This is a genomic window from Flavobacterium azooxidireducens (assembly GCF_023195775.1).
Lineage (GTDB): Bacteria > Bacteroidota > Bacteroidia > Flavobacteriales > Flavobacteriaceae > Flavobacterium > Flavobacterium azooxidireducens.
In genome coordinates, this window is the sequence record NZ_CP096205.1 from 1,559,236 (window position 1) to 1,578,960 (window position 19,725).

Annotated in this window: 17 protein-coding genes and 1 pseudogene; 12 read left to right on the forward strand and 6 right to left on the reverse strand. The window is 31.7% G+C overall.

Annotation, left to right across the window (positions count from 1 at the left end):
- Nucleotide 1 precedes the first annotated feature (1 nt).
- The 7 genes and pseudogenes from M0M57_RS06880 to atpG all read left to right on the forward strand — a co-directional run bounded on the left by M0M57_RS06880 (nucleotide 2) and on the right by atpG (nucleotide 5,494).
- Nucleotides 2-388: a hypothetical protein gene (locus tag M0M57_RS06880; protein ID WP_248436451.1), complete on the forward strand. Its 387-nt coding sequence runs from the start codon at nucleotides 2-4 to the stop codon at nucleotides 386-388.
- Nucleotides 389-521: 133 nt separating this feature from the next.
- A pseudogene (gene atpB / locus M0M57_RS06885) lies at nucleotides 522-1,603 on the forward strand (F0F1 ATP synthase subunit A).
- Between the two features lie 41 nt (nucleotides 1,604-1,644).
- On the forward strand, nucleotides 1,645-1,851 hold the full coding sequence (atpE, locus tag M0M57_RS06890; protein ID WP_188361567.1) for an ATP synthase F0 subunit C: 207 nt from the start codon (nucleotides 1,645-1,647) through the stop codon (nucleotides 1,849-1,851).
- Between the two features lie 79 nt (nucleotides 1,852-1,930).
- On the forward strand, nucleotides 1,931-2,422 hold the full coding sequence (locus M0M57_RS06895; protein WP_248436452.1) for a F0F1 ATP synthase subunit B: 492 nt from the start codon (nucleotides 1,931-1,933) through the stop codon (nucleotides 2,420-2,422).
- Nucleotides 2,422-2,955 (forward strand): ATP synthase F1 subunit delta, encoded by a 534-nt coding sequence (gene atpH, locus M0M57_RS06900; protein ID WP_248436737.1) that lies wholly within the window; start codon nucleotides 2,422-2,424, stop codon nucleotides 2,953-2,955. The genes M0M57_RS06895 and atpH overlap by 1 nt, the downstream gene beginning before the upstream one ends.
- A gap of 23 nt (nucleotides 2,956-2,978) precedes the next feature.
- Nucleotides 2,979-4,556: a F0F1 ATP synthase subunit alpha gene (gene atpA / locus M0M57_RS06905; RefSeq protein ID WP_248436453.1), complete on the forward strand. Its 1,578-nt coding sequence runs from the start codon at nucleotides 2,979-2,981 to the stop codon at nucleotides 4,554-4,556.
- A gap of 80 nt (nucleotides 4,557-4,636) precedes the next feature.
- Nucleotides 4,637-5,494: an ATP synthase F1 subunit gamma gene (atpG, locus tag M0M57_RS06910; RefSeq protein WP_248436454.1), complete on the forward strand. Its 858-nt coding sequence runs from the start codon at nucleotides 4,637-4,639 to the stop codon at nucleotides 5,492-5,494.
- Nucleotides 5,495-5,541: 47 nt separating this feature from the next.
- Here the strand turns inward: atpG and M0M57_RS06915 are convergent, their stop codons facing one another.
- The 4 genes from M0M57_RS06915 to M0M57_RS06930 all read right to left on the reverse strand — a co-directional run bounded on the left by M0M57_RS06915 (nucleotide 5,542) and on the right by M0M57_RS06930 (nucleotide 11,636).
- Nucleotides 5,542-7,626: a prolyl oligopeptidase family serine peptidase gene (locus tag M0M57_RS06915; RefSeq protein WP_248436455.1), complete on the reverse strand. Its 2,085-nt coding sequence runs from the start codon at nucleotides 7,624-7,626 to the stop codon at nucleotides 5,542-5,544.
- 101 nt (nucleotides 7,627-7,727) lie between these two features.
- Nucleotides 7,728-9,023, reverse strand: a complete 1,296-nt coding sequence (locus tag M0M57_RS06920; protein WP_248436456.1) for a porin family protein — start codon at nucleotides 9,021-9,023, stop codon at nucleotides 7,728-7,730.
- Nucleotides 9,024-9,075: 52 nt separating this feature from the next.
- Nucleotides 9,076-10,290, reverse strand: coding sequence for a hypothetical protein (locus M0M57_RS06925; protein WP_248436457.1), 1,215 nt, complete (start codon nucleotides 10,288-10,290; stop codon nucleotides 9,076-9,078).
- A 62-nt stretch (nucleotides 10,291-10,352) separates the two neighbouring features.
- The gene (locus tag M0M57_RS06930; RefSeq protein ID WP_248436458.1) at nucleotides 10,353-11,636 is read right to left on the reverse strand and encodes a hypothetical protein; all 1,284 of its coding nucleotides are present in this window, start codon (nucleotides 11,634-11,636) and stop codon (nucleotides 10,353-10,355) included.
- 414 nt (nucleotides 11,637-12,050) lie between these two features.
- Here M0M57_RS06930 and M0M57_RS06935 point away from each other — a divergent pair, with 414 nt between their 5' ends.
- From M0M57_RS06935 to M0M57_RS06945, 3 genes are all read left to right on the forward strand, one after another.
- Complete coding sequence (locus M0M57_RS06935; RefSeq protein WP_248436459.1) at nucleotides 12,051-14,582, forward strand: T9SS type B sorting domain-containing protein; 2,532 nt, start codon at nucleotides 12,051-12,053, stop codon at nucleotides 14,580-14,582.
- An 81-nt stretch (nucleotides 14,583-14,663) separates the two neighbouring features.
- A complete protein-coding gene (locus M0M57_RS06940; RefSeq protein WP_248436460.1) occupies nucleotides 14,664-17,006 on the forward strand; it encodes a S9 family peptidase in 2,343 nt (780 codons plus the stop codon).
- A 151-nt stretch (nucleotides 17,007-17,157) separates the two neighbouring features.
- Nucleotides 17,158-17,589, forward strand: coding sequence for a GNAT family N-acetyltransferase (locus M0M57_RS06945; protein ID WP_248436461.1), 432 nt, complete (start codon nucleotides 17,158-17,160; stop codon nucleotides 17,587-17,589).
- A gap of 1 nt (nucleotide 17,590) precedes the next feature.
- Here M0M57_RS06945 and M0M57_RS06950 read toward each other — a convergent pair whose 3' ends face one another.
- The gene (locus M0M57_RS06950; RefSeq protein WP_248436462.1) at nucleotides 17,591-17,899 is read right to left on the reverse strand and encodes a type II toxin-antitoxin system RelE/ParE family toxin; all 309 of its coding nucleotides are present in this window, start codon (nucleotides 17,897-17,899) and stop codon (nucleotides 17,591-17,593) included.
- A complete protein-coding gene (locus M0M57_RS06955; RefSeq protein ID WP_248436463.1) occupies nucleotides 17,900-18,118 on the reverse strand; it encodes a hypothetical protein in 219 nt (72 codons plus the stop codon).
- 73 nt (nucleotides 18,119-18,191) lie between these two features.
- Here M0M57_RS06955 and M0M57_RS06960 point away from each other — a divergent pair, with 73 nt between their 5' ends.
- On the forward strand, nucleotides 18,192-18,974 hold the full coding sequence (locus tag M0M57_RS06960; protein WP_248436464.1) for a hypothetical protein: 783 nt from the start codon (nucleotides 18,192-18,194) through the stop codon (nucleotides 18,972-18,974).
- A gap of 318 nt (nucleotides 18,975-19,292) precedes the next feature.
- Complete coding sequence (locus tag M0M57_RS06965) at nucleotides 19,293-19,712, forward strand: hypothetical protein (RefSeq protein ID WP_248436465.1); 420 nt, start codon at nucleotides 19,293-19,295, stop codon at nucleotides 19,710-19,712.
- Nucleotides 19,713-19,725 lie beyond the last annotated feature (13 nt).

Sequence of the window (19,725 nt, forward strand, 5' to 3'; positions counted from 1 at the left end):
TATGAAAGAAAAATTACTGCCTTTTATCAAACAATTTATACCTTTTTCAATTCTTTTATTTGTTTCTCAATTACTGATTACTCGTTTTTTGTTTGCCGAAACACCTTTTTATTATTCGGTTTACAGCATTTATGCTTTTCATTTTATACTCACTTTTTTATTGTATTTGTTTCTAGTTTTTGTCAATGTCACTTTTTTTGATAAAACAGGATATACTTTTCTAGCTACCGGAATTTTGAAGATGATGGCATCGGTTGTGTTCCTTCTTCCATTAATTCAATCTGATTTTGAAGATAAAATTCCGGATGTTGGAGCTTTTTTTATTCCCTTTTTTCTTTTTTTATTATTTGAAACCATTCATTCTGTGAGACTATTAAACGCAGAATGATTGAGTAATCCGTAAAAAATGACCTTCTTTTAAACCTTTATTTAAAAATTGTGTTTATATATTTTCGTTTATTAATAAAATATGTACCTTTGCACGAAATTTTAACGACATTAAATTCTGCTAAATTTTAAAAATGAGAATAGCAAAAAGTACCATTCAGTTCATTGCGGTTTTATTAGTAACGCTGTTGCCGATTTCCGGTTTTGCCGGAGGATCACATTCCGATGATAAAGAGTTTAATGCCACAGACTTAATCAATTCGCACATTGGTGATTCGCACGAATTTCACATTGCCGATTGGGATGGTCATCCAATCACATTTTATTTGCCGGTTATTTTATGGACAGAAAACGGATTGAAAATATTTTCATCCTCAAAATTTCACCATGATAATGAAGCAAAAGAAGTAGTTGAAATTGATGGAGAAAAATTCGTTCGTTATAAAGAAGTAATTTATTATGCCGATAAATTTGCTGAAATTACTAATGAGTCAGACAAAAGCGGATTAAATTTTGCCGCAAGACCGTTGAACTTTTCAATTACCAAATTGGTTTTCTCGATGTTGATGTCGGTTATCATATTGTTTTTATTGTTTACGGCAGTTGCTCGTTCATACAACAAAATAAAATGGCTCCCAAAGGATTAGCAGGTTTCTTAGAACCGTTGGTTTTATTCGTTAGAGACGATATTGCGATTCCAAACATCGGACACAAAAATTATGCAAAATACATGCCGTATTTGTTAACCATCTTTTTCTTTATTTGGATTAACAACTTAATCGGATTAATTCCATTCTTCCCGTTTAGTTCCAACTTAACCGGAAATATTTATTTCACTTTCGTTTTAGCATTCATTACCTTTTTAATCACTACATTTAGTGCTAATAAAAATTATTGGGGACATATTTTTGCTCCACCGGTTCCAAAAGCATTATACCCGATTATGTGGCCGGTAGAGATTATCGGAATGTTTACTAAACCTTTTGCATTGATGATTCGTCTTTTTGCTAACATTACAGCGGGACACATTATTATATTGAGTTTAATTTCATTAATCTATATTTTCAAAACAGCATGGATTTCTCCTGTATCGGGAGCATTCGTATTGTTTATGAGTGTCTTGGAAATGTTGGTTGCGGCTCTTCAAGCGTATGTATTTACCTTGTTGTCTGCTTTGTTTATCGGTCAAGCTGTTGAAGAGCACGACCATCACTAAAATCGAGTTTTTTTAATTATTAACTATATAAATTTAACATTATGGTATTAGCTGGAATCGGTGCTGGATTAGCTGTTATTGGAGCAGGAATCGGTATTGGAAAAATTGGTGGATCTGCTATGGACGCTATGGCAAGACAACCAGAAGCTGCTGGAAAAATTCAAACTGCTATGATTATTGCTGCTGCTCTTATTGAGGGTGTTGCACTTTTCGCAGTGGTTGTTGCTTTAATTGCTAAAGCAAACTAATTAAAAAAGAACACGTTTCGCAACGGTTGGTTGCGAAACTGTTTTTAAAAAAGTAAAACAATTTTAATCTATATAAAACATGAACTTAACTTCACCGGAAAGTTTAATTTTTTGGACAACGATCATCTTTGTGGTTTTCTTTTTCTTAATGAAAAAGTTTGCTTGGAAGCCTATTTTAGGAGCTGTTAAAAGCAGAGAAGAATCAATCAACAATGCATTAGCTGCTGCTGAAACAGCAAAATTAGAAATGCAAAACTTGACTGCTTCTAATGAACGTTTATTAGCCGAAGCCAGAGCAGAAAGAGATGCTATGATGAAAGAAGCTCGTGAAATCAAAGAAAAAATGATTAACGATGCAAAATCTGAAGCTCAAACGCAAGGCGAGAAAATGATTGCTCAAGCAAAATCAGCTATTGAAAGCGAGAAAAATGCAGCCATGGCCGAATTGAAAAATCAGGTTTCAACGTTGTCAATTGAGATTGCAGAAAAAGTATTAAAAAGCGAATTAGCCAACACAGAAGCTCAAACCAAATTGGTAGAGAAAATGTTAGGCGATGCTAAATTAAATTAATCCGTATGTCAAGAGCAGCGATTAGATATGCCAAAGCAATTATAGAAAATGCTGTTTCCAACGGAAGAGCCGATGCAGTGAATCAAGATATGAAATTGATTAACGAAACGGTAAATTCTAATGAGGAATTAAAGCTTTTTTTAGTTAGTCCTGTTGTAAAACCGGAAGCAAAATACGATGCCTTGTCTGAAATTTTTGCATCCGTTCAAAACGATACCAAAGGATTATTTTTATTGCTGAAAGAAAACAAACGTTTCGAGATTTTAGGAGAAATCGCTGAGCAATATAATGCTCAACACGATGTGTTAAACGGAATTGAAGTGGCAAAAGTGACCACTGCTTTCCCAATCACTCCAGACTTAGAAGCGAAAGTTTTGGCAAAAATAAAAGAGTTTTCAAACAAGAAAATCACGTTAATCAACACAGTAGATCCATCCATCATTGGAGGATTTATTTTGAGAATTGGCGATCAACAATACAATGCTTCTGTGGCAAACAGATTGCAACAATTAAAGAGAGAATTTAGTAATTAATATTCCAATAAAGATATAGAACAATGGCGGAAATTAAACCTGCTGAAATTTCAGCAATATTAAAAAAACAATTATCTGGTTTCGAATCAGGTGCATCGTTAGAAGAAGTAGGAACAGTACTTCAAGTGGGTGATGGTATTGCTCGTGTTTACGGCTTATCAAATGCTCAATACGGAGAGCTAGTACAATTCGACAACGGATTGGAAGCAATCGTATTAAACTTGGAAGAAGACAATGTTGGGGTAGTATTGTTAGGTCCTTCAACAGGTATTAAAGAGGGTTCTACCGTAAAAAGAACACAACGTATCGCTTCCCTAAAAGTAGGTGAGCAAATGGTAGGTCGTGTGGTTGATACATTAGGAAATCCAATCGATGGTAAAGGACCAATCGGCGGAGATCTTTATGAAATGCCATTGGAAAGAAAAGCTCCCGGAGTAATTTTCCGTCAACCGGTAACTGAACCGTTGCAAACAGGTATCAAATCAATTGATGCGATGATTCCGGTAGGAAGAGGTCAACGTGAGTTGGTTATTGGTGACCGTCAAACTGGTAAAACTACCGTTTGTATCGATACCATTTTAAATCAAAAAGAATTTTATGATGCAGGTCAACCTGTGTTTTGTATCTATGTAGCCATTGGACAAAAAGCGTCAACGGTTGCAGGAATCGCTAAAACATTAGAAGACAAAGGAGCAATGGCTTACACGGTTATCGTGGCAGCAAATGCTTCAGATCCTGCACCAATGCAAGTATATGCTCCATTTGCCGGAGCAGCGATCGGAGAATATTTCCGTGATTCAGGTCGTCCGGCTTTAATTATCTATGATGATTTGTCTAAACAAGCAGTTGCTTACCGTGAGGTTTCTCTTTTATTAAGAAGACCACCGGGACGTGAGGCTTATCCTGGAGACGTTTTCTACCTTCACTCAAGATTATTAGAAAGAGCAGCAAAAATTATTGCTGATGATGATATCGCTAAAGACATGAATGACTTACCGGATTCTTTACGTCCAATCGTAAGAGGTGGTGGTTCATTAACAGCTTTACCAATTATTGAAACACAAGCGGGTGACGTTTCTGCGTATATCCCAACCAACGTAATTTCGATTACAGATGGTCAGATTTTCTTGGATGGTGATTTATTTAACTCAGGGGTTCGTCCGGCAATTAACGTAGGTATTTCGGTATCACGTGTGGGAGGAAATGCTCAGATTAAATCAATGAAAAAAGTATCCGGTACGTTGAAATTGGATCAAGCTCAATTCCGTGAATTGGAAGCGTTTGCTAAATTTGGTTCAGATTTAGATGCCGTTACATTAAACGTAATTGAAAAAGGAAGAAGAAACGTTGAAATCTTGAAACAAGCTGTAAACGATCCGTATACAGTTGAAGATCAAGTTGCAATTATCTATGCAGGTTCTAAAAACTTGTTGAGAAATGTTCCTGTAAATAAAGTAAAAGAATTCGAAAGAGATTATATCGAATACTTGAACAACAAACACAGAGATACATTAAACGCTTTAAAGGCCGGTAAATTCTCAGATGAGATTACGGATGTTTTAGACCGTTCAGCGAAAGAAGTTTCAGCGAAATATAATTAAGACGGAAGCTAGAAGCTGGAAGTAGGAAGTTAATCTACTACTTCCATCTTCCATCTTCCATCTCCTAACTTTTAAAAAAAATGGCAAATTTAAAGGAAATCCGTAATAGAATTAGTTCCGTTTCATCCACGATGCAAATCACATCGGCGATGAAGATGGTTTCTGCCGCAAAGCTAAAAAAGGCACAAGATGCCATTACAGCCATGCGACCTTATGCCGAAAAATTAACCGAAATTCTACAAAGTTTAAGTGCTTCGATGGAAGGCGAAATTGGAGGAGAATTCACTACTCAACGTGAGGTAAAAAAGGTTTTAATTGTGGCCATCACTTCCAACAGAGGTTTGTGTGGTGCTTTTAATACCAACGTTATCAAACAAGTGAAAGTATTAGCCGATTCGTATGTTGGTAAAAAAGTAGATGTTGTTGCCATTGGTAAAAAAGGAAATGATGTTTTAGGTAAAACGTGTTCTGTTATTGCCAATAAAAGTGAAGTTTTTGATGCGTTGACTTTTGATAATGTAGCAGCTATTTCTGAATTATTAACAGAAAAATTCATTTCTGGCGATTACGATAAAATCGAAATTGTGTATAACCAATTCAAAAATGCGGCAACACAAATCGTTCAAACCGAACAATTTTTACCGTTAGCTCCGGTTGTTGGTGCAGCAGTAGCAAGTTCTGATTATATTTTTGAACCATCCAAAGAAGAAATTGTGTTAACATTGATTCCAAAATCATTAAAAACACAATTATACAAAGCCATTCGCGATTCATTTGCTTCTGAACACGGAGCTCGTATGACTGCAATGCACAAAGCAACGGATAACGCAACCGAATTGAGAAATCAATTGAAATTAACCTACAACAAAGCCCGTCAAGCAGCGATTACTAATGAAATTTTAGAAATTGTTGGTGGAGCAGAAGCGTTGAAAGGATAATCAAAATAACATATAGTTAAGAAAGTCACGTGAATAGCGTGACTTTTTTATTTTAAATGATATAGCAAGAAACTATAGAAGTCGGCCTTTTTTTCAACTCTATCAACATAATTTGAAACTTTACCAGAGTGGCCAGCATCTTTTTCAACTTTTAAATAAATTGGATTTTTTTGTGAAGATCTGCTTTGCAATTTTGCAGCAAATTTATAAGAATGGGAAGCAACAACTCTGTCATCATTTTCAGAGGTAATAATCAATGTTGTAGGATAATTTACATCATTTTTTATGTTATGATACGGTGAATATACCATCATTTTTTCAAAGTCTTCTTTGTTGTCTGGATCTCCATATTCCTCAAACCAATATTTTCCGGCAGTATATTTTCCAAACATGGTCATATCATAAATACCAACAATTGGGATGGCTACTTTAAATAAATCAGGGCGTTGTGTCATCGCAACTCCTACCAATAAACCTCCTTGTGAACCTCCTGTTATTGCTAATTTTGAATTTGAAGTATATTGTTCCTTAATTAAAAATTCGGCAGCATCTATGAAATCATTAAAGGTGTTAATCTTCTTTTGACCTTTGCCATTGTTATGCCAGTTTCGTCCTTTTTCTCCACCACCGCGAATTTCTGCATAAGCAAAAACACCGCCTTTTTCAAGAAAATATAATAATCCGGTATCATAACGAGGAGTGTTTACTACTCTAAAACCACCATAAGCTTTTAATAAGGTAGGATTTGAGCCGTCTAATTTTACACCTTTTTTATGCACAATTGTGATGGGAATATCTTTGTTATCTCGACTTTTAAATGTGGAATAAGTTGTAACAAAATAATCCAATGGAAACAAAGTAACCTTTGGTCTAATGTATTCATTATAATATTCTTGTGACTTTCCTGTTTCAAGGTTTAATTTAAAATTTCTATACGAAATTACATAGGAAGAAAATGTAACAAATAAATCCTTGGTTTCACTGTTATAAAATTCTACTTCTACATTCATGTTATGAGGAGCGTCAAATTTTCGTAGAAATACCCCTTCTTCATTATAAATTCTTAAAATATAATCACCTGCCGATTTATATTTACAAATAATATAATCTCCCAAAAAACGAGTTTCCAATAATAAATTATTAAAGAGTTGAGGAATGATAACTTTTTCATCGTCACGGTTTAAAATAGAAAATGATCGCACGTCTCCCCATTCATATTTGTCAGAAGAAAAGTAGATTTTTCCTTTTCTATAAGTTATAAAATCAAAATTAGATTCATCATTACTAATGAACTTATTTAAGGTAATTTTTTCATCTGCTATTGGAGAAAAATAATAGTTTTTAAAACCATTTTCTCTTATGTTCTCAATGATAAAAAGAGTGTCTTTTAAGTTTAGAAAAGTAAAATTATTATCACTTTCAGAAGTGTCAAAAATTAATTTATCATCATTTTGCGAGGTGTTTATTCGATGATAGTAAAGTTGATTAGTAGAATCTTTTGCAAATGCTGTTTGATTACTGTTTTTTTTATAAAACACGCCAAGACTCTTATTCCAAACTACATTAGAAAATTTCACGTTAATGAGCACGTCTTCTAAATCTTTTGATTTATGAAACTGTTTAAACCTTATTTCTTGCCGATCACTTCCATCTGGGGTTAATTTATAAGCAAGGTAATTATTATTAGAAGATGGATAATAACCAGTTATATAGGCATTTTTGTTTTTAGTAATTTCATACGGATTGACAATCTCTACAGCATCATCATTCAAGTTTTTTCTATAAAACAAGGCAGCAGGAAGGTTTTTATCCTTTCTATATCGCATATAAAAATAATTCCCTTTTTTGGTTGGCAGAGCATTGGTAGATAAATAATCATAGTCTTTTATTTTATTAGCTACATTATATTCTTTGTTTGATGTCTTAAAGATTGAATCTGTAATGTTATTTTGTAAATCAATCCAGTTTTGAGTTTCAGCAATCTTCATTTTTTCTAACCAAGCATATTCATCTTCAAATGTTTTACCATGATATTCAATAGATGATGTATTTTTGTGCGTGCTGGGATAGTTCTGAGAATTTACAGAATAAAAACTTAGAAGAATTATTGTTTGAAGTAGGAAATGTTTCAATTTTTGAGTTTTTTAAAAATATAATTAGAAGTCTAAACCTGATTTATGAACTAAAAAGTTGTTTTGAAGTGATAGGTAGAGTTGTCTTTTTAAAATTCTATTTACCACAATTTTTTTTTAAATAATTTATAAGAAGCTACAACCGAAATTGTACCAGTGTTCACATTTGAAATATTTCTGAATATATAATAATCTAATCCAACACTATATTTTTCATTAAATGAATAGCCTCCTCCGATTTTTGCTAACGAAGAAAATTTTGATTTTGGTTCGTCAATAGTTAGTGATGGTGCTGAACTAGATGTGAATTCAAAGCTTAAATTTTCAGTTCTATTTAAAGGCAGAATAATACCATATGATGCATTGACGAATAATTTAGAATTATTATTCAAATCAAAATAATATCTTACTCCAACAGGAAGTTCAACAAACGAGTATTTATACTCACTTTTAAATTCTATATCATAACCAAAATAGGTTGTTACAGGTGTTTGAGCTGAAGGTATTTCTGTTGTAACTGTTCGTCCAATAACATTATTGTACCTTTTGGTAGATTGATCTTTGTAGCCTTGATAAGTTAGCGAAAAAATCAATGCCCATTTGTTTTTGCGATAGGGTAAAAGAATTTCAAACTCACCTCCAACTAAAAAATTCACAGACAAATCAGAATTCGTGTGTTCTAATGTTCTTTTCCCGGTGGTTGAAGAAAAAGATACATCAGACTTTAGACCGGTGTTAATTGAACCACCAGCTAATGCTCTAAAAACGTATTTAGATTTTGTTTTATTTTCTAAAAAATCAACATATTCTCCATTTATACATTGATTATAATCTGAAAAATAATCAATAAACATTTTTTGTTTATACTTTAACTTACGTAGTTTTTCGGCAGAATTATCTCGGCATTTTACGTTATTGTATAATTCTGTACGATAAACGAAATCTTCAATTATCTTACCGTCCTTATTTTCATAACGTTTAAAAATCAGTTGTTTTATTTCTTCATTTTCGTTTTTATAAAAGAACAACCCAGTAGAGACATCTTCATATAACGAAGCTTTTCCTTCTACCAATACTTTTAATATTACTGGTTCAAGTTTCGGATTAAAACCCTCACTAGTTTTTTCTCGATCAATATTTACAACTTGTTTTTTATAATAATGAGGAGTGTTGTAAACTTGAAACGAATTGATTTGGTTAAAATCTGTTACTTCTGTTTTACCGTCTTCAGAAAGTTTATATTCAACTTGTTTTGGTTGGTTTATCCAATCTTGATTTTTTATCCAACATTCAATTTTTTCATTTTGATTGTTTATAAAATATCCTTTTTCAAAAACAACTTGACTGTAGCTGTTTGTTAAAAATAAAATGATTAATAATTGCAATGTTTTTTTCATTGGATTAGATTTAAAATTTATTGAAAGGAAAAAGCTTTTTGATTTTTTATTGCTAAAGAAATCGATAAGAAGCTTGCACCGAAAATGCAACAATATCACTTTGTGGGAGTTGAACGGTAGAATAGTTTCCTGATAATGAATATTTATTATTGTAAACATAACCAACGCTAATTTGCTTTCCTTTTGTTTGTCTTGATGCATCTAGAATTCTTAAAGGAACACCATAATTGATTTCAGGATCATAGCTCCTGTTTTCTGTTTTATCAATTATAAAAATAAATTTATAAGCAATCCCTAAAAAGAGTTTGGAGTTTTTATTTAAATGAAAATAATGTCTAAGTCCAAGAGGTATATCTAGATATGAATATGAGTCCTCTAAGCTTAAAGTTCCGTTATATCCTCCGTATAAATCTCTTGGGCTAGTAGAAAATTCTTGATTTTGTTGTGATTGATAATTTGGAGCAATAAATATTGACCATTTGTTTTTGTGAAAAGGCAATAACATTTCTGCTTCAAAACCGAGCATAAAATTAATGTTAGATGACGATTTATATTTCAATGGTCTATTTTCAAAAAAACCTACAGTAACTATTGATTCCATTGTGTAAAAGTTGACTCCACCGAATGCTTTGAGGTTAAATTCAGTTTTCGTTTTACTTTCATTAAATTCACTATAATTTGCATTAGAACATTCATTAAAATCAATAACGTAATTAACTAACGAATTTTGTTTGTAATTAATTTTACGTAGTTTTTCGGCAGAATTATCTCGACATTTTAGATTGTTATACAATTCTGTTCGGAACGAAAAATCTTCATTTATTTTACCATCATTATCAGCATAATTTTTATAAACAAGTTGCTTAATGTCCCCATTGTCAATTTTATAAAAATAGGTGCTGCGGGAAATGTCTGCAAATAATGTTGCTTTACCCTCTACCAAAACCCGTAAGATTATTGTTTCAAGTTTCGGATTAAAACCTTCAATTTTTGTTTCTCGATCAATATTTACAGCTTGTTTTTTATAATAATGATGAGTGTTATAAACTTGAAAAGAATTGATTTGGTTAAAATCTGTTACTTCTGTTTTACCGTCTTCTGAAAGTTTGTATTCAATTTGTTTAGGTTGATTTATCCAATCTTGATTTTTTATCAAACATTCAATTTTTTCATTTTGATTGTTTACAAAATATCCTTTTTCAAAAACAACTTGACTGTAGCTGTTTGTTAAAAATAAAATAATTAGTAAGTGGAATATTTTTTTCATTGGATTAGATTTAAAATTTATTGAAAGGAAAAAGCTTTTTGATTTTTTGATATTTTTTATTGCTAAAGAAATCGATAAGAACCTTGTAGCGAAAATCCAATAATATTGCTTTGAGATAATTGCAAAATTGAATAATTCGCAGAAATTGATAACTTAGAATTAACTACATAGCCTACGCCAAACTTTGTAGAACCTGAAGCTTTGGAGTTTGTGTTTTCAATCCTTAATGGAGGCAGAATTGGATGTGAAGCTAATGTTTCAAAACTAACGTTTTCAGTTGTGCTTAAATTCAAAATAAACCCATAAGAAGCATTGATGAAAAATTTGTTTTTTTCATTTACGTTAAAGTAATATCTAATTCCAATAGGTACTTCAATAAAAGTATATTTGTGTTCTCTTTCAATTTTCAAAGTATAACTAAAATACGTATTTACAGGACCTTGAGATGGAATCGTTGAAATCATATAATAGCGACCCATAAAATCATTATAAATTGTAGAAGATTCATTTTTATAACTTTGAAATGTTGGAGAAATAAATATTCCCCATTTGTTTTTATTAAATGGAAGAAGCATTTCAAATTCGGCACCTATAATTGCATTGACTGAGATATCCGAATTAGTGTGTTTTATTGATGCATTGTGTTCGGAGGGAAAAAAATTGATTTCCGTTTTCATATTTGTATTAATTGCTGTTCCTGCGATTGCTTTTAAATTATACAAAAACTTAGTTTGATTTTCTGTATAATTCTTAAAATCATTATTAACACATTGATTATAATCGGTAAAATAATTAACTAGCGAATTTTGTTTATAATTAATTTTACGTAGTTTTTCTGCCGAATTATCCCGGCATTTTACGTTATTGTATAATTCTGTGCGATAAGAGAAATCTTCAATAATCTTAACGTCCTTATTTTCATAACGTTTAAAAATCAGTTGTTTTATTTCTTCATTTTCGTTTTTATAAAAGAACAACCCAGTAGAGACATCTTCATATAACGAAGCTTTTCCTTCTACCAACACTTTTAATATAACTGGTTCAAGTTTCGGATTAAAACCCTCACTATTTTTTTCTCGATCAATATTTACAACTTGTTTTTTATAATAATGCGGAGTGTTGTAAACTTGAAAAGAATTGATTTGGTTAAAATCTGTTACTTCTGTTTTACCGTCTTCTGAAAGTTTGTATTCAATTTGTTTAGGTTGGTTTATCCAATCTTGATTTTTTATCCAACATTCAATTTTTTCATTTTGATTGTTTACAAAATATCCTTTTTCAAAAACAACTTGACTGTAGCTGTTTGTTAAAAATAAAATGATTAATAATTGCAATGTTTTTTTCATTGGATTAGATTTTAAATTTATCAAACATATAAAAAATTTCCGTAGTTTTTAGCAATAAAAGTAAAATAAAAAGAGGGTTTTTCTTAAGATTCATAAATGTGTTGTTTTCAGTTTTCAAAGATTAAAAAGCAATTCAACTTTAAATTTAATTAGTTAGAGAAGGCATCTTTTTTTCACTTTTTTCACTCTACTGCCACAAATTCAATATGTTAATTTTTAATTAATGACAGAAAAAAGTGATTTAAACAACATAATTTTACTATTTTTATGGATTGATTTTATAGCTGTTCGATGATTAATAAACCAAATTCATACTTTTTTAGAAAAAGTTTTTCGTTTTTTCTGTTACTCTTTTCTACTATTGTTTTCTCTCAAAACGAGACAAACCATTGGTATTTTGGAGAAAATTCGGGCATGAACTTTAGTGACGGATTGTTTCAAGTACTTAATGATGGCAGTATGGATACTCCAGCCGGATGTGCAAGTATTTCCGACAAAGATGGAAATCTATTGTTCTATACAAACGGCAGAGTAGTTTGGAATAGAAACCACGAAATTATTGAAGATGCATTTTACTTGGCAAATGAAATTGAAGACATTCAAACCACTATCATTATTCCAAAACCTAATGATGAATCAACCTATTATATTTTTTCGGCCAAAGAAAACCAAGTTAACGGATTAATTCATTCTATAATTCGTTTTACCCCTGAGTTTCCTTTGGGTTATTTGGAAGAACAAAACATTTTGATGGAGCGTGAACCAATAAGCAGAATTGCTGCAATTCATCACGCAGAAAGCAATACCATACGATTAATTACTTTTGGAAAAGAGGAAAACACAGCCATTTCGCCAAGAAATACTTTTAGAGTTTATAATATTACAGAAAATGGTATTTCGGCTCCACAGGTCTATACCCAAGATGATCAGGCTTTAGGTCCAAAAGGAACCATGAAAATTTCTCCAAACGGTGAGCGAATTGCTGTAACTGATTATGACAATATGTTAATTTATTTATATGACTTCAATAATGAAAATAACACATTTAGTCTTTCCAAAAAATTTAGTACCACTCCACGATTAGGGTTGTTAATTAATCCTTACGGCCTTGAATTTTCACAAAATTCTGATGTGCTTTATTATTCGGGCAACAACTTTGTTGTTCAAGTCGAGCTCAATCCAATAGAGGAGCCTTATCTCCTTCCTCTTTTTACCGTACCAAATGCTAAATCGATGCAATTAGCTCGAAATGGAAAAATTTATATAGCTCAGGGAACAGAGGATAACCCTTCAGGAAGAATTAGTGTGATAAATAAACCTCACCTTCCGGCAGAAGCTTGTGATTTTCAAGAAAATGCAGTGAGCTTAAATCCAAATAAATCAACAAGAGGATTGCCAATTTTTGTTGCCTCTTTTTTAAGAAACAGAATAATTATTGAAGACGATTGCGTTGATGCAATTTTCAATTTTGAGCTTGATGCATACGCTCCAATACAATCTGTTTTGTGGGACTTTGGAGACGGAACAACATCAACTTTAATGAACCCCACCCACCAGTTCTCAACTTCCGGGATGCACTTTATTAAAGCCACAATAGTCATAAATGATTATCCGGTTGTTCTTTATAAAGATTTAGAAGTATATCCTTTACCATCTCTTGATCCAAACCAAGTGCTTATTCAATGTGATTCCGATAATGATGGAGTATCATTTTTTAATCTTGAGGAAATTGGAAATAAAATGAATAATCCAAATCCGGATTATGAATATTATTTTTATAAGACTTTAAACGATGCAACCCTCGACACCAATCAAATAGAAGGTCATGAAACTTATCAAAATCAAACAAATCCCGAAGAAATTTTTGTAAAAATCATCAGTCTGGAAGGCTGCGAATCAATTAGTAATTTTTTCATTGAATCATCCTATATTGTTCTAGACCCAATTGCCAACATGTATATTTGCGAAGATTCCGATAATGTTTTAAATAATGGCGAAGGAACATTCAATATTGGTTTTAAAGAAGATGAAATCCGGAATTTATTCGGCATTCCACTTTCTTCTACAGTTAGTTTTTTTGAAAGTGAACAAGATGCTCAAACAAAAGCAAATCCTATCGAAGGTAGATATTTTACTACATCAACAACAACAATTTGGGTTAGAATTGAAAATGATGATTTTTCGTGTGGTGGAATTGGTCCAATTCAATTGATTGTGAATGACGAAATAGTTTTAGATATTCAAGAAAGTTATATAATTTGTGATCCTTTAATTCAACCGGCCCCTGTTTTAGATGGAGGAATTGCCAATAACACTTGGATTTGGAGGAATTCCGCAGGAATAGTTTTATCTAATTCAAGGCAGTTTACGTTAACAGAAAGCGGAAATTATTCTGTAACAGTTACAAAAACACAAAACGGAATTCAATGTACTGTAACTAAGAATTTTAGTGTTCGAAACACATATACACCTGTATTTAGAGTTGTAACAGTTGATGATAACCAAATTTATGTTTCGGTAACCGGCTTTAGTCTTTACGAATTTTCAATAAATGGATTCAACTATTATGGCGAAGGAACTTCTTATACGTTTACCAATGTTCCACCGGGTTTGTACACCGTGTATGTAAGAGATATTAATAAATGTGAAACACCAATAAGTACGGAGGTTTTTATACTCAGTTTCCCTAAATATTTTACTCCAAACGGAGACGGTGAAAATGATTATTGGAAACTTAGTGATGAAGTAACAAATTTGTATCCGGATTTAAAAATCTATATTTATAATCGTTACGGAATTTTATTATTCTATATGGATTCTAATAACATTTTAAATGGTTGGGATGGTACTTTTAATGGGAAATCATTGCCAGCTTCAGATTATTGGTATTCGGTTTATTTTGATGATGGTAGAAATATGAAAGGTCATTTTTCGCTCAAAAGATAATGAATTCATCCCTTCACTTTTTAGTAATCAAAAATCAAAATCTTTTTTTATTTATATCTTTGAGAATCTAATTTTTTTAAGATGAAATATTACGCTTCCGTTTTTGCTTTTTTACTATTCCAAACTATTTTCTCTCAAATATTATCGTTGCCCGAAATCATGAAAGGCGATGAGTTCATCGGTCATCAACCCGAAAATCACCGCTGGTCGATTGATGGTTCTACTCTTTATTTTGATTGGAATCCGAAAAACGAAAAAGGAAACAGTACTTATTTTTGGAAAAAAGGAATGAAATCGCCTCAATTGCTTCAAAAGGATATTTCATTTACAGAAGAAAATTTTGAAGATCAAAAGCAGTTTAATGAGGTTTTTTATATCCAAAATGGCAATTTGTTTTCGTATGATAAAAAAACAAAAACCCACAAAAAAGTAATTGTTTCATCGGGGCGAATTTCAAATTTACAAAGAAGCGATAACCCGAAACTAATTTTCTTCCAACAAAACAACAACATTTTTCAATTGGATTTGACTGATTTTTCAATGATTCAGCTCACCAATTTTAAACAAGGAAAAGAATCGGAAAAGAAAGAAAAAGAGAACTTTTTAATCAATCAACAAAAAGAATTATTTCAATTTGTAAACGATCAGGAAGCTCTAAAAGAATGGAATAAATCCAAATCAGAATCAAACGAAAAAGCATTTCCAAAAGAATTTTTTTATGATAAAGTTTCGATGGAACAGCTTACACCATCACCAAATGGAAAGTTTGTCACGTTCAGACAATCCGATTATCCCACATCAAACCCAACTAAAGTAGAACAATTTATTACCGCCGATGGTTATACTAAAAACACTAATGCTAGGGCAAAAGTATCAACAGAAAATTTCTCCAAACACAAATTTGGTATTTATTCTGTCGAAAAGGATTCGGTTGCATTCGTTTCTTTTTCAAATTTGACCGGCATTTCAGAATTCCCGAAATATTATCAAGAATATAATGATTTAAAGGATAAAGAAAAAACAGAAAAAGCAATTGTGATGCAAGCTCCCGTTTTCAATGAAGATGGAACTTTAGCTGTTTTTGAAATACGAAGTCAAGACAACAAAGACAGATGGATTGTGCAATTGGATTTGAATTCGGCGACCATTACCGAACTCGATCATCAACACGACGAAGCGTGGATAGACGGTCCGGGAATTCCGGGTTATGCTTTCAGTCGAGGAACTTTGGGGTTTTTGAAAGATAATCAAACCATTTATTTTCAATCGGAAGCCAGTGGTTTTTCGCATTTGTATTTGATGAATTTAAAAAACAAGAAAAAAACGCAACTCACCAAAGGCAATTGGGAAGTTCGAAATGTCAAGCCTTCCATCGACGGAAAATCATTTTACATTACCACAAACACAACACATCCAGGCAATCGAGAATTCTATAAATTAGATATCACTTCGCAAAAAATGACTCCGATTTTAACCAAAGAAGGAGCTCACGAAGTAGAAATTTCTCCCGACGAAAAAACGTTGTTGGTTCGTTATTCTTCTAAAAATAAACCGTGGGAATTGTATGTTGCAGATAACAAACCGAACACGACTTTAGAGCAAATTACCTTTTCAACCACTAAAACGTTTGATAATTATCCTTGGAAATCACCCGAAGTTATCACCTTCAAAGCCAAAGACGGAACAGATGTTTATGCTCGAATTTATGAACCAAAACCAGAAATTAAAAACAAAGCAGCCATCATTTTTGTACACGGAGCAGGTTATTTGCAAAATGCTCATAATTTTTGGAGTAGCTATCATCGTGAATATATGTTTCACAATTTGCTGACCGATTTAGGTTATACGGTTTTAGATATCGATTATCGTGGAAGCGATGGTTATGGTCGCAATGTTCGAACCGGAATTTATCGTCATATGGGCGGATTAGATTTAGAAGATCATTTAGACGGAAAACAATTCTTGGTTTCACAAAAAGGAATTAATGAAACTCGAGTTGGTATTTACGGCGGTTCCTACGGCGGTTTTATTACATTAATGGCGTTGCTAACTCAGCCCGGAGAGTTTAAAGCAGGAGCAGCCTTACGTTCAGTGACAGATTGGGCTCATTACAACCACGGTTATACGGGAAATATTTTGAATTTTCCGGAAACCGATCCAAAAGCTTATCAAAAAAGTTCACCAATTTATTTTGCTGATAAATTGCAAGATAAATTATTGATGATGCACGGAATGGTGGACAACAATGTACAATTTCAAGATGTTGTTCGTTTATCGCAACGATTTATCGAATTAGGAAAAAAAGATTGGGATTTAGCAGTCTATCCGGTGGAATCGCACGGATTTAAAGAAACCTATTCGTGGGTAGATGAATACACTCGAATTTTGAATTTGTTTAATGAATCGTTATTGAAGAAGGATTAATTATTAGCCGCTGATTCACTGATTTTTTAAAATTAAAAAGGGCATAATCTGCGAATCAGCGGCGAAGAAAATATAAAAAAATTTGTGTTAATTCGTGTAACCTGCCTGCCGGCAGGCAAGTTCGTGGCTAAAAATAAGAATCAAAAGTAAAATGCAACTAAAAGAAATCACAACCAAAGCAGAAATGCTTCAACAATTGCCTTTAATTCAGCAATTGTATCCTGAATTTACCGAACAAATTTACGGTGATTTGTTAGACGAAATGTTGCCTAATAATTACAAACAATTGGTTGCATACGAGAATGAAATACCTGTTGGACTTTCCGGTTTTTGGGTCGGAACCAAATTGTGGTGCGGAAAATATTTAGAATTAGACAATGTGATCGTTCATCCGAATCATCGTTCCAAAGGTGTTGGCAAATTATTGACAGAACATTTAAATCAGAAAGCTATTGATTTAGGTTGTAAAGTCGTTGCTTTAGATGCTTATACAAATAATTTCCCGGCTCATAAATTTTATTTTAACCACGGATTTGTGCCGAAAGGATTTCATTTTGTAAAATTTTTGGAGGAGAAGAGTTAATTCAACCTTTTTCTTTAACAGGATCTTGTCTTGAATCGAAAACATCCGTTACATAAACTCTATTTTCGTCAACGTTGTAATAATAGATAATCTTGTAATTACCACAAATCAATCGTTTGTGATTTTTATTAAGATAACCTAAAAATTCATCTTCTTGCCATTCAACTTCTTTGTTTTTAAGTGTTTTTATAGAAGTTATTATTTGTAATTTAATCTTTTTTGCAATTTTTACCGAAGCGTAAATGCAATAATAATCATAAATAGATTTGATTTGAAATAGAGCAAAATGAGTAATTACAACTTTTCTCATCTATAAATCATCAACATCTATAAATCTTCCCAATTTTATATCTTGTTCAGACTGTTCTGCTCTTTTTTTATATTCATCAACAGTGAATGAATTTAAAACTGCTGCCGTTTTTTGCTTTTTAGCGAAAGCCAATAGCGATTTTATTGAGTTAATAAGATTTTCATCTTGAATCAATTCTAACTCTTTTTGAATTTTTTTTATTTCAAGTGATACATTCATAACTTTCTTTTTTACAAACTTACAAAAACTTTTAATTGTTTGTTTTTCAAGTTGAACACAACCACAAATTTAGTTGTCTAAAATAAAAACAATTTTTAAAGGATATTTGTATTTTTATAAAATGAAAAAAACAATCTTGTTTTTATTAATTGTAAACTTATTGATGATTTCTTGTGCGATTAAAAATTCAAATGAAAGAATCAGCAAAGAACAAATAGACCGTACTCATCTAATAAATGAAGCCGAACGATTTATTCTTTCAGAAGATTATACAAAAGCAAATGATTTTTATAAACAAGCTTTTAAATTCAATATCAAGCCGTATGTAGAGAATTGTTTTACTGCAGCTCAAGTTAGTGCAGTTTGTAATCAATTAAAAGACTTTATTTTTTTTACAAGAAAAGGTTTTCAATCTGGACTTAGGTATTCTGATTTTGAAAAAGATAGTATATTATTTAATTTTATAAAAGACAACAAAATAGAGCTTAAATTAAAACAATTCTTTAAAAGTGATAGTTTAATCTATTATCAATCGATCGATCATGAATTAAAAAACGAAGTTGAAAAATTATCAATATTAGATAATAAATGGAAGATTTTCTACCTTGATTCGCTAAGTAATTATGATTCTATTGTTTCAAATATAGTAGAAAAAGGTCTAATCCCTTTGATAGAAAGGCACGGCTATCCGGGAGAAAAATTGATAGGAATGGAGCGAGTGGGTTCGCAAAACAATAATAATTATGGGTTTGTCAACAATAAAGCTAAGTTAATTTTATTGCACTATTATTCATATCCTAGAGACTGTCGTTATAATAATTTGTTGCGTCGAGAACTTCAAAAAAGGAAATATTAAACCAGAGCACTACGCATCAATCATTGATTTTCAAAATAAATTTAGTATCATTAATTGTAAGGAAAATTATTATTGTGAATGGCACGAACCGGAAATATTTGATAAAAGCAAAGTTGATAAAAGAAGACATTCAATTGGTTTGGAATCGTATGATCAAAGAATTAAAAAACTCGAAAGAGGAAAAGAAAAATGCAAAGAAATTAAAGAAAAGAAAAATTATAGAGTTATAAAACTTTTTAATTGGTGTGGATAGTATAATTAGTCCATTTCAAGTTCATGGCATCTAAGTTATTGGGTTAAATTCCCTAAATTTATAAAATGAGAAATTTTTCAATTATAATTTTATTTTTCTTGGTAGGATGTGCTTCAAAAGAAACCTTCCAAACCCAATTTCCCATTCCAATTTCTGATTATTTTTATCAAATAAAAGGTAATCAAACCCATTTTGTAATTGTATTTCAACAATCCATTTCAGAAGATATAAAACTTGAAAAACTCTATTTCAGAAACCAAACAGAAGAAATTAAACTGATTTCCGCTCAAAAAGTAGAAGCTGTTTTCATTAAACCTGATTTAATTCTCGATGCAAATCCTGAAAATGAATACGGAAATCAACCACCAATTCCTCAAAAACAACAATTTCAGTTAAATTCTAACGAAGCCGTTTTAGAATTCACCCAAAACGGCAAAATAAAACACTACAAATTCACTAACGTGACCGAAAAGTCAAATAAATAGTTAATTTTGCTTG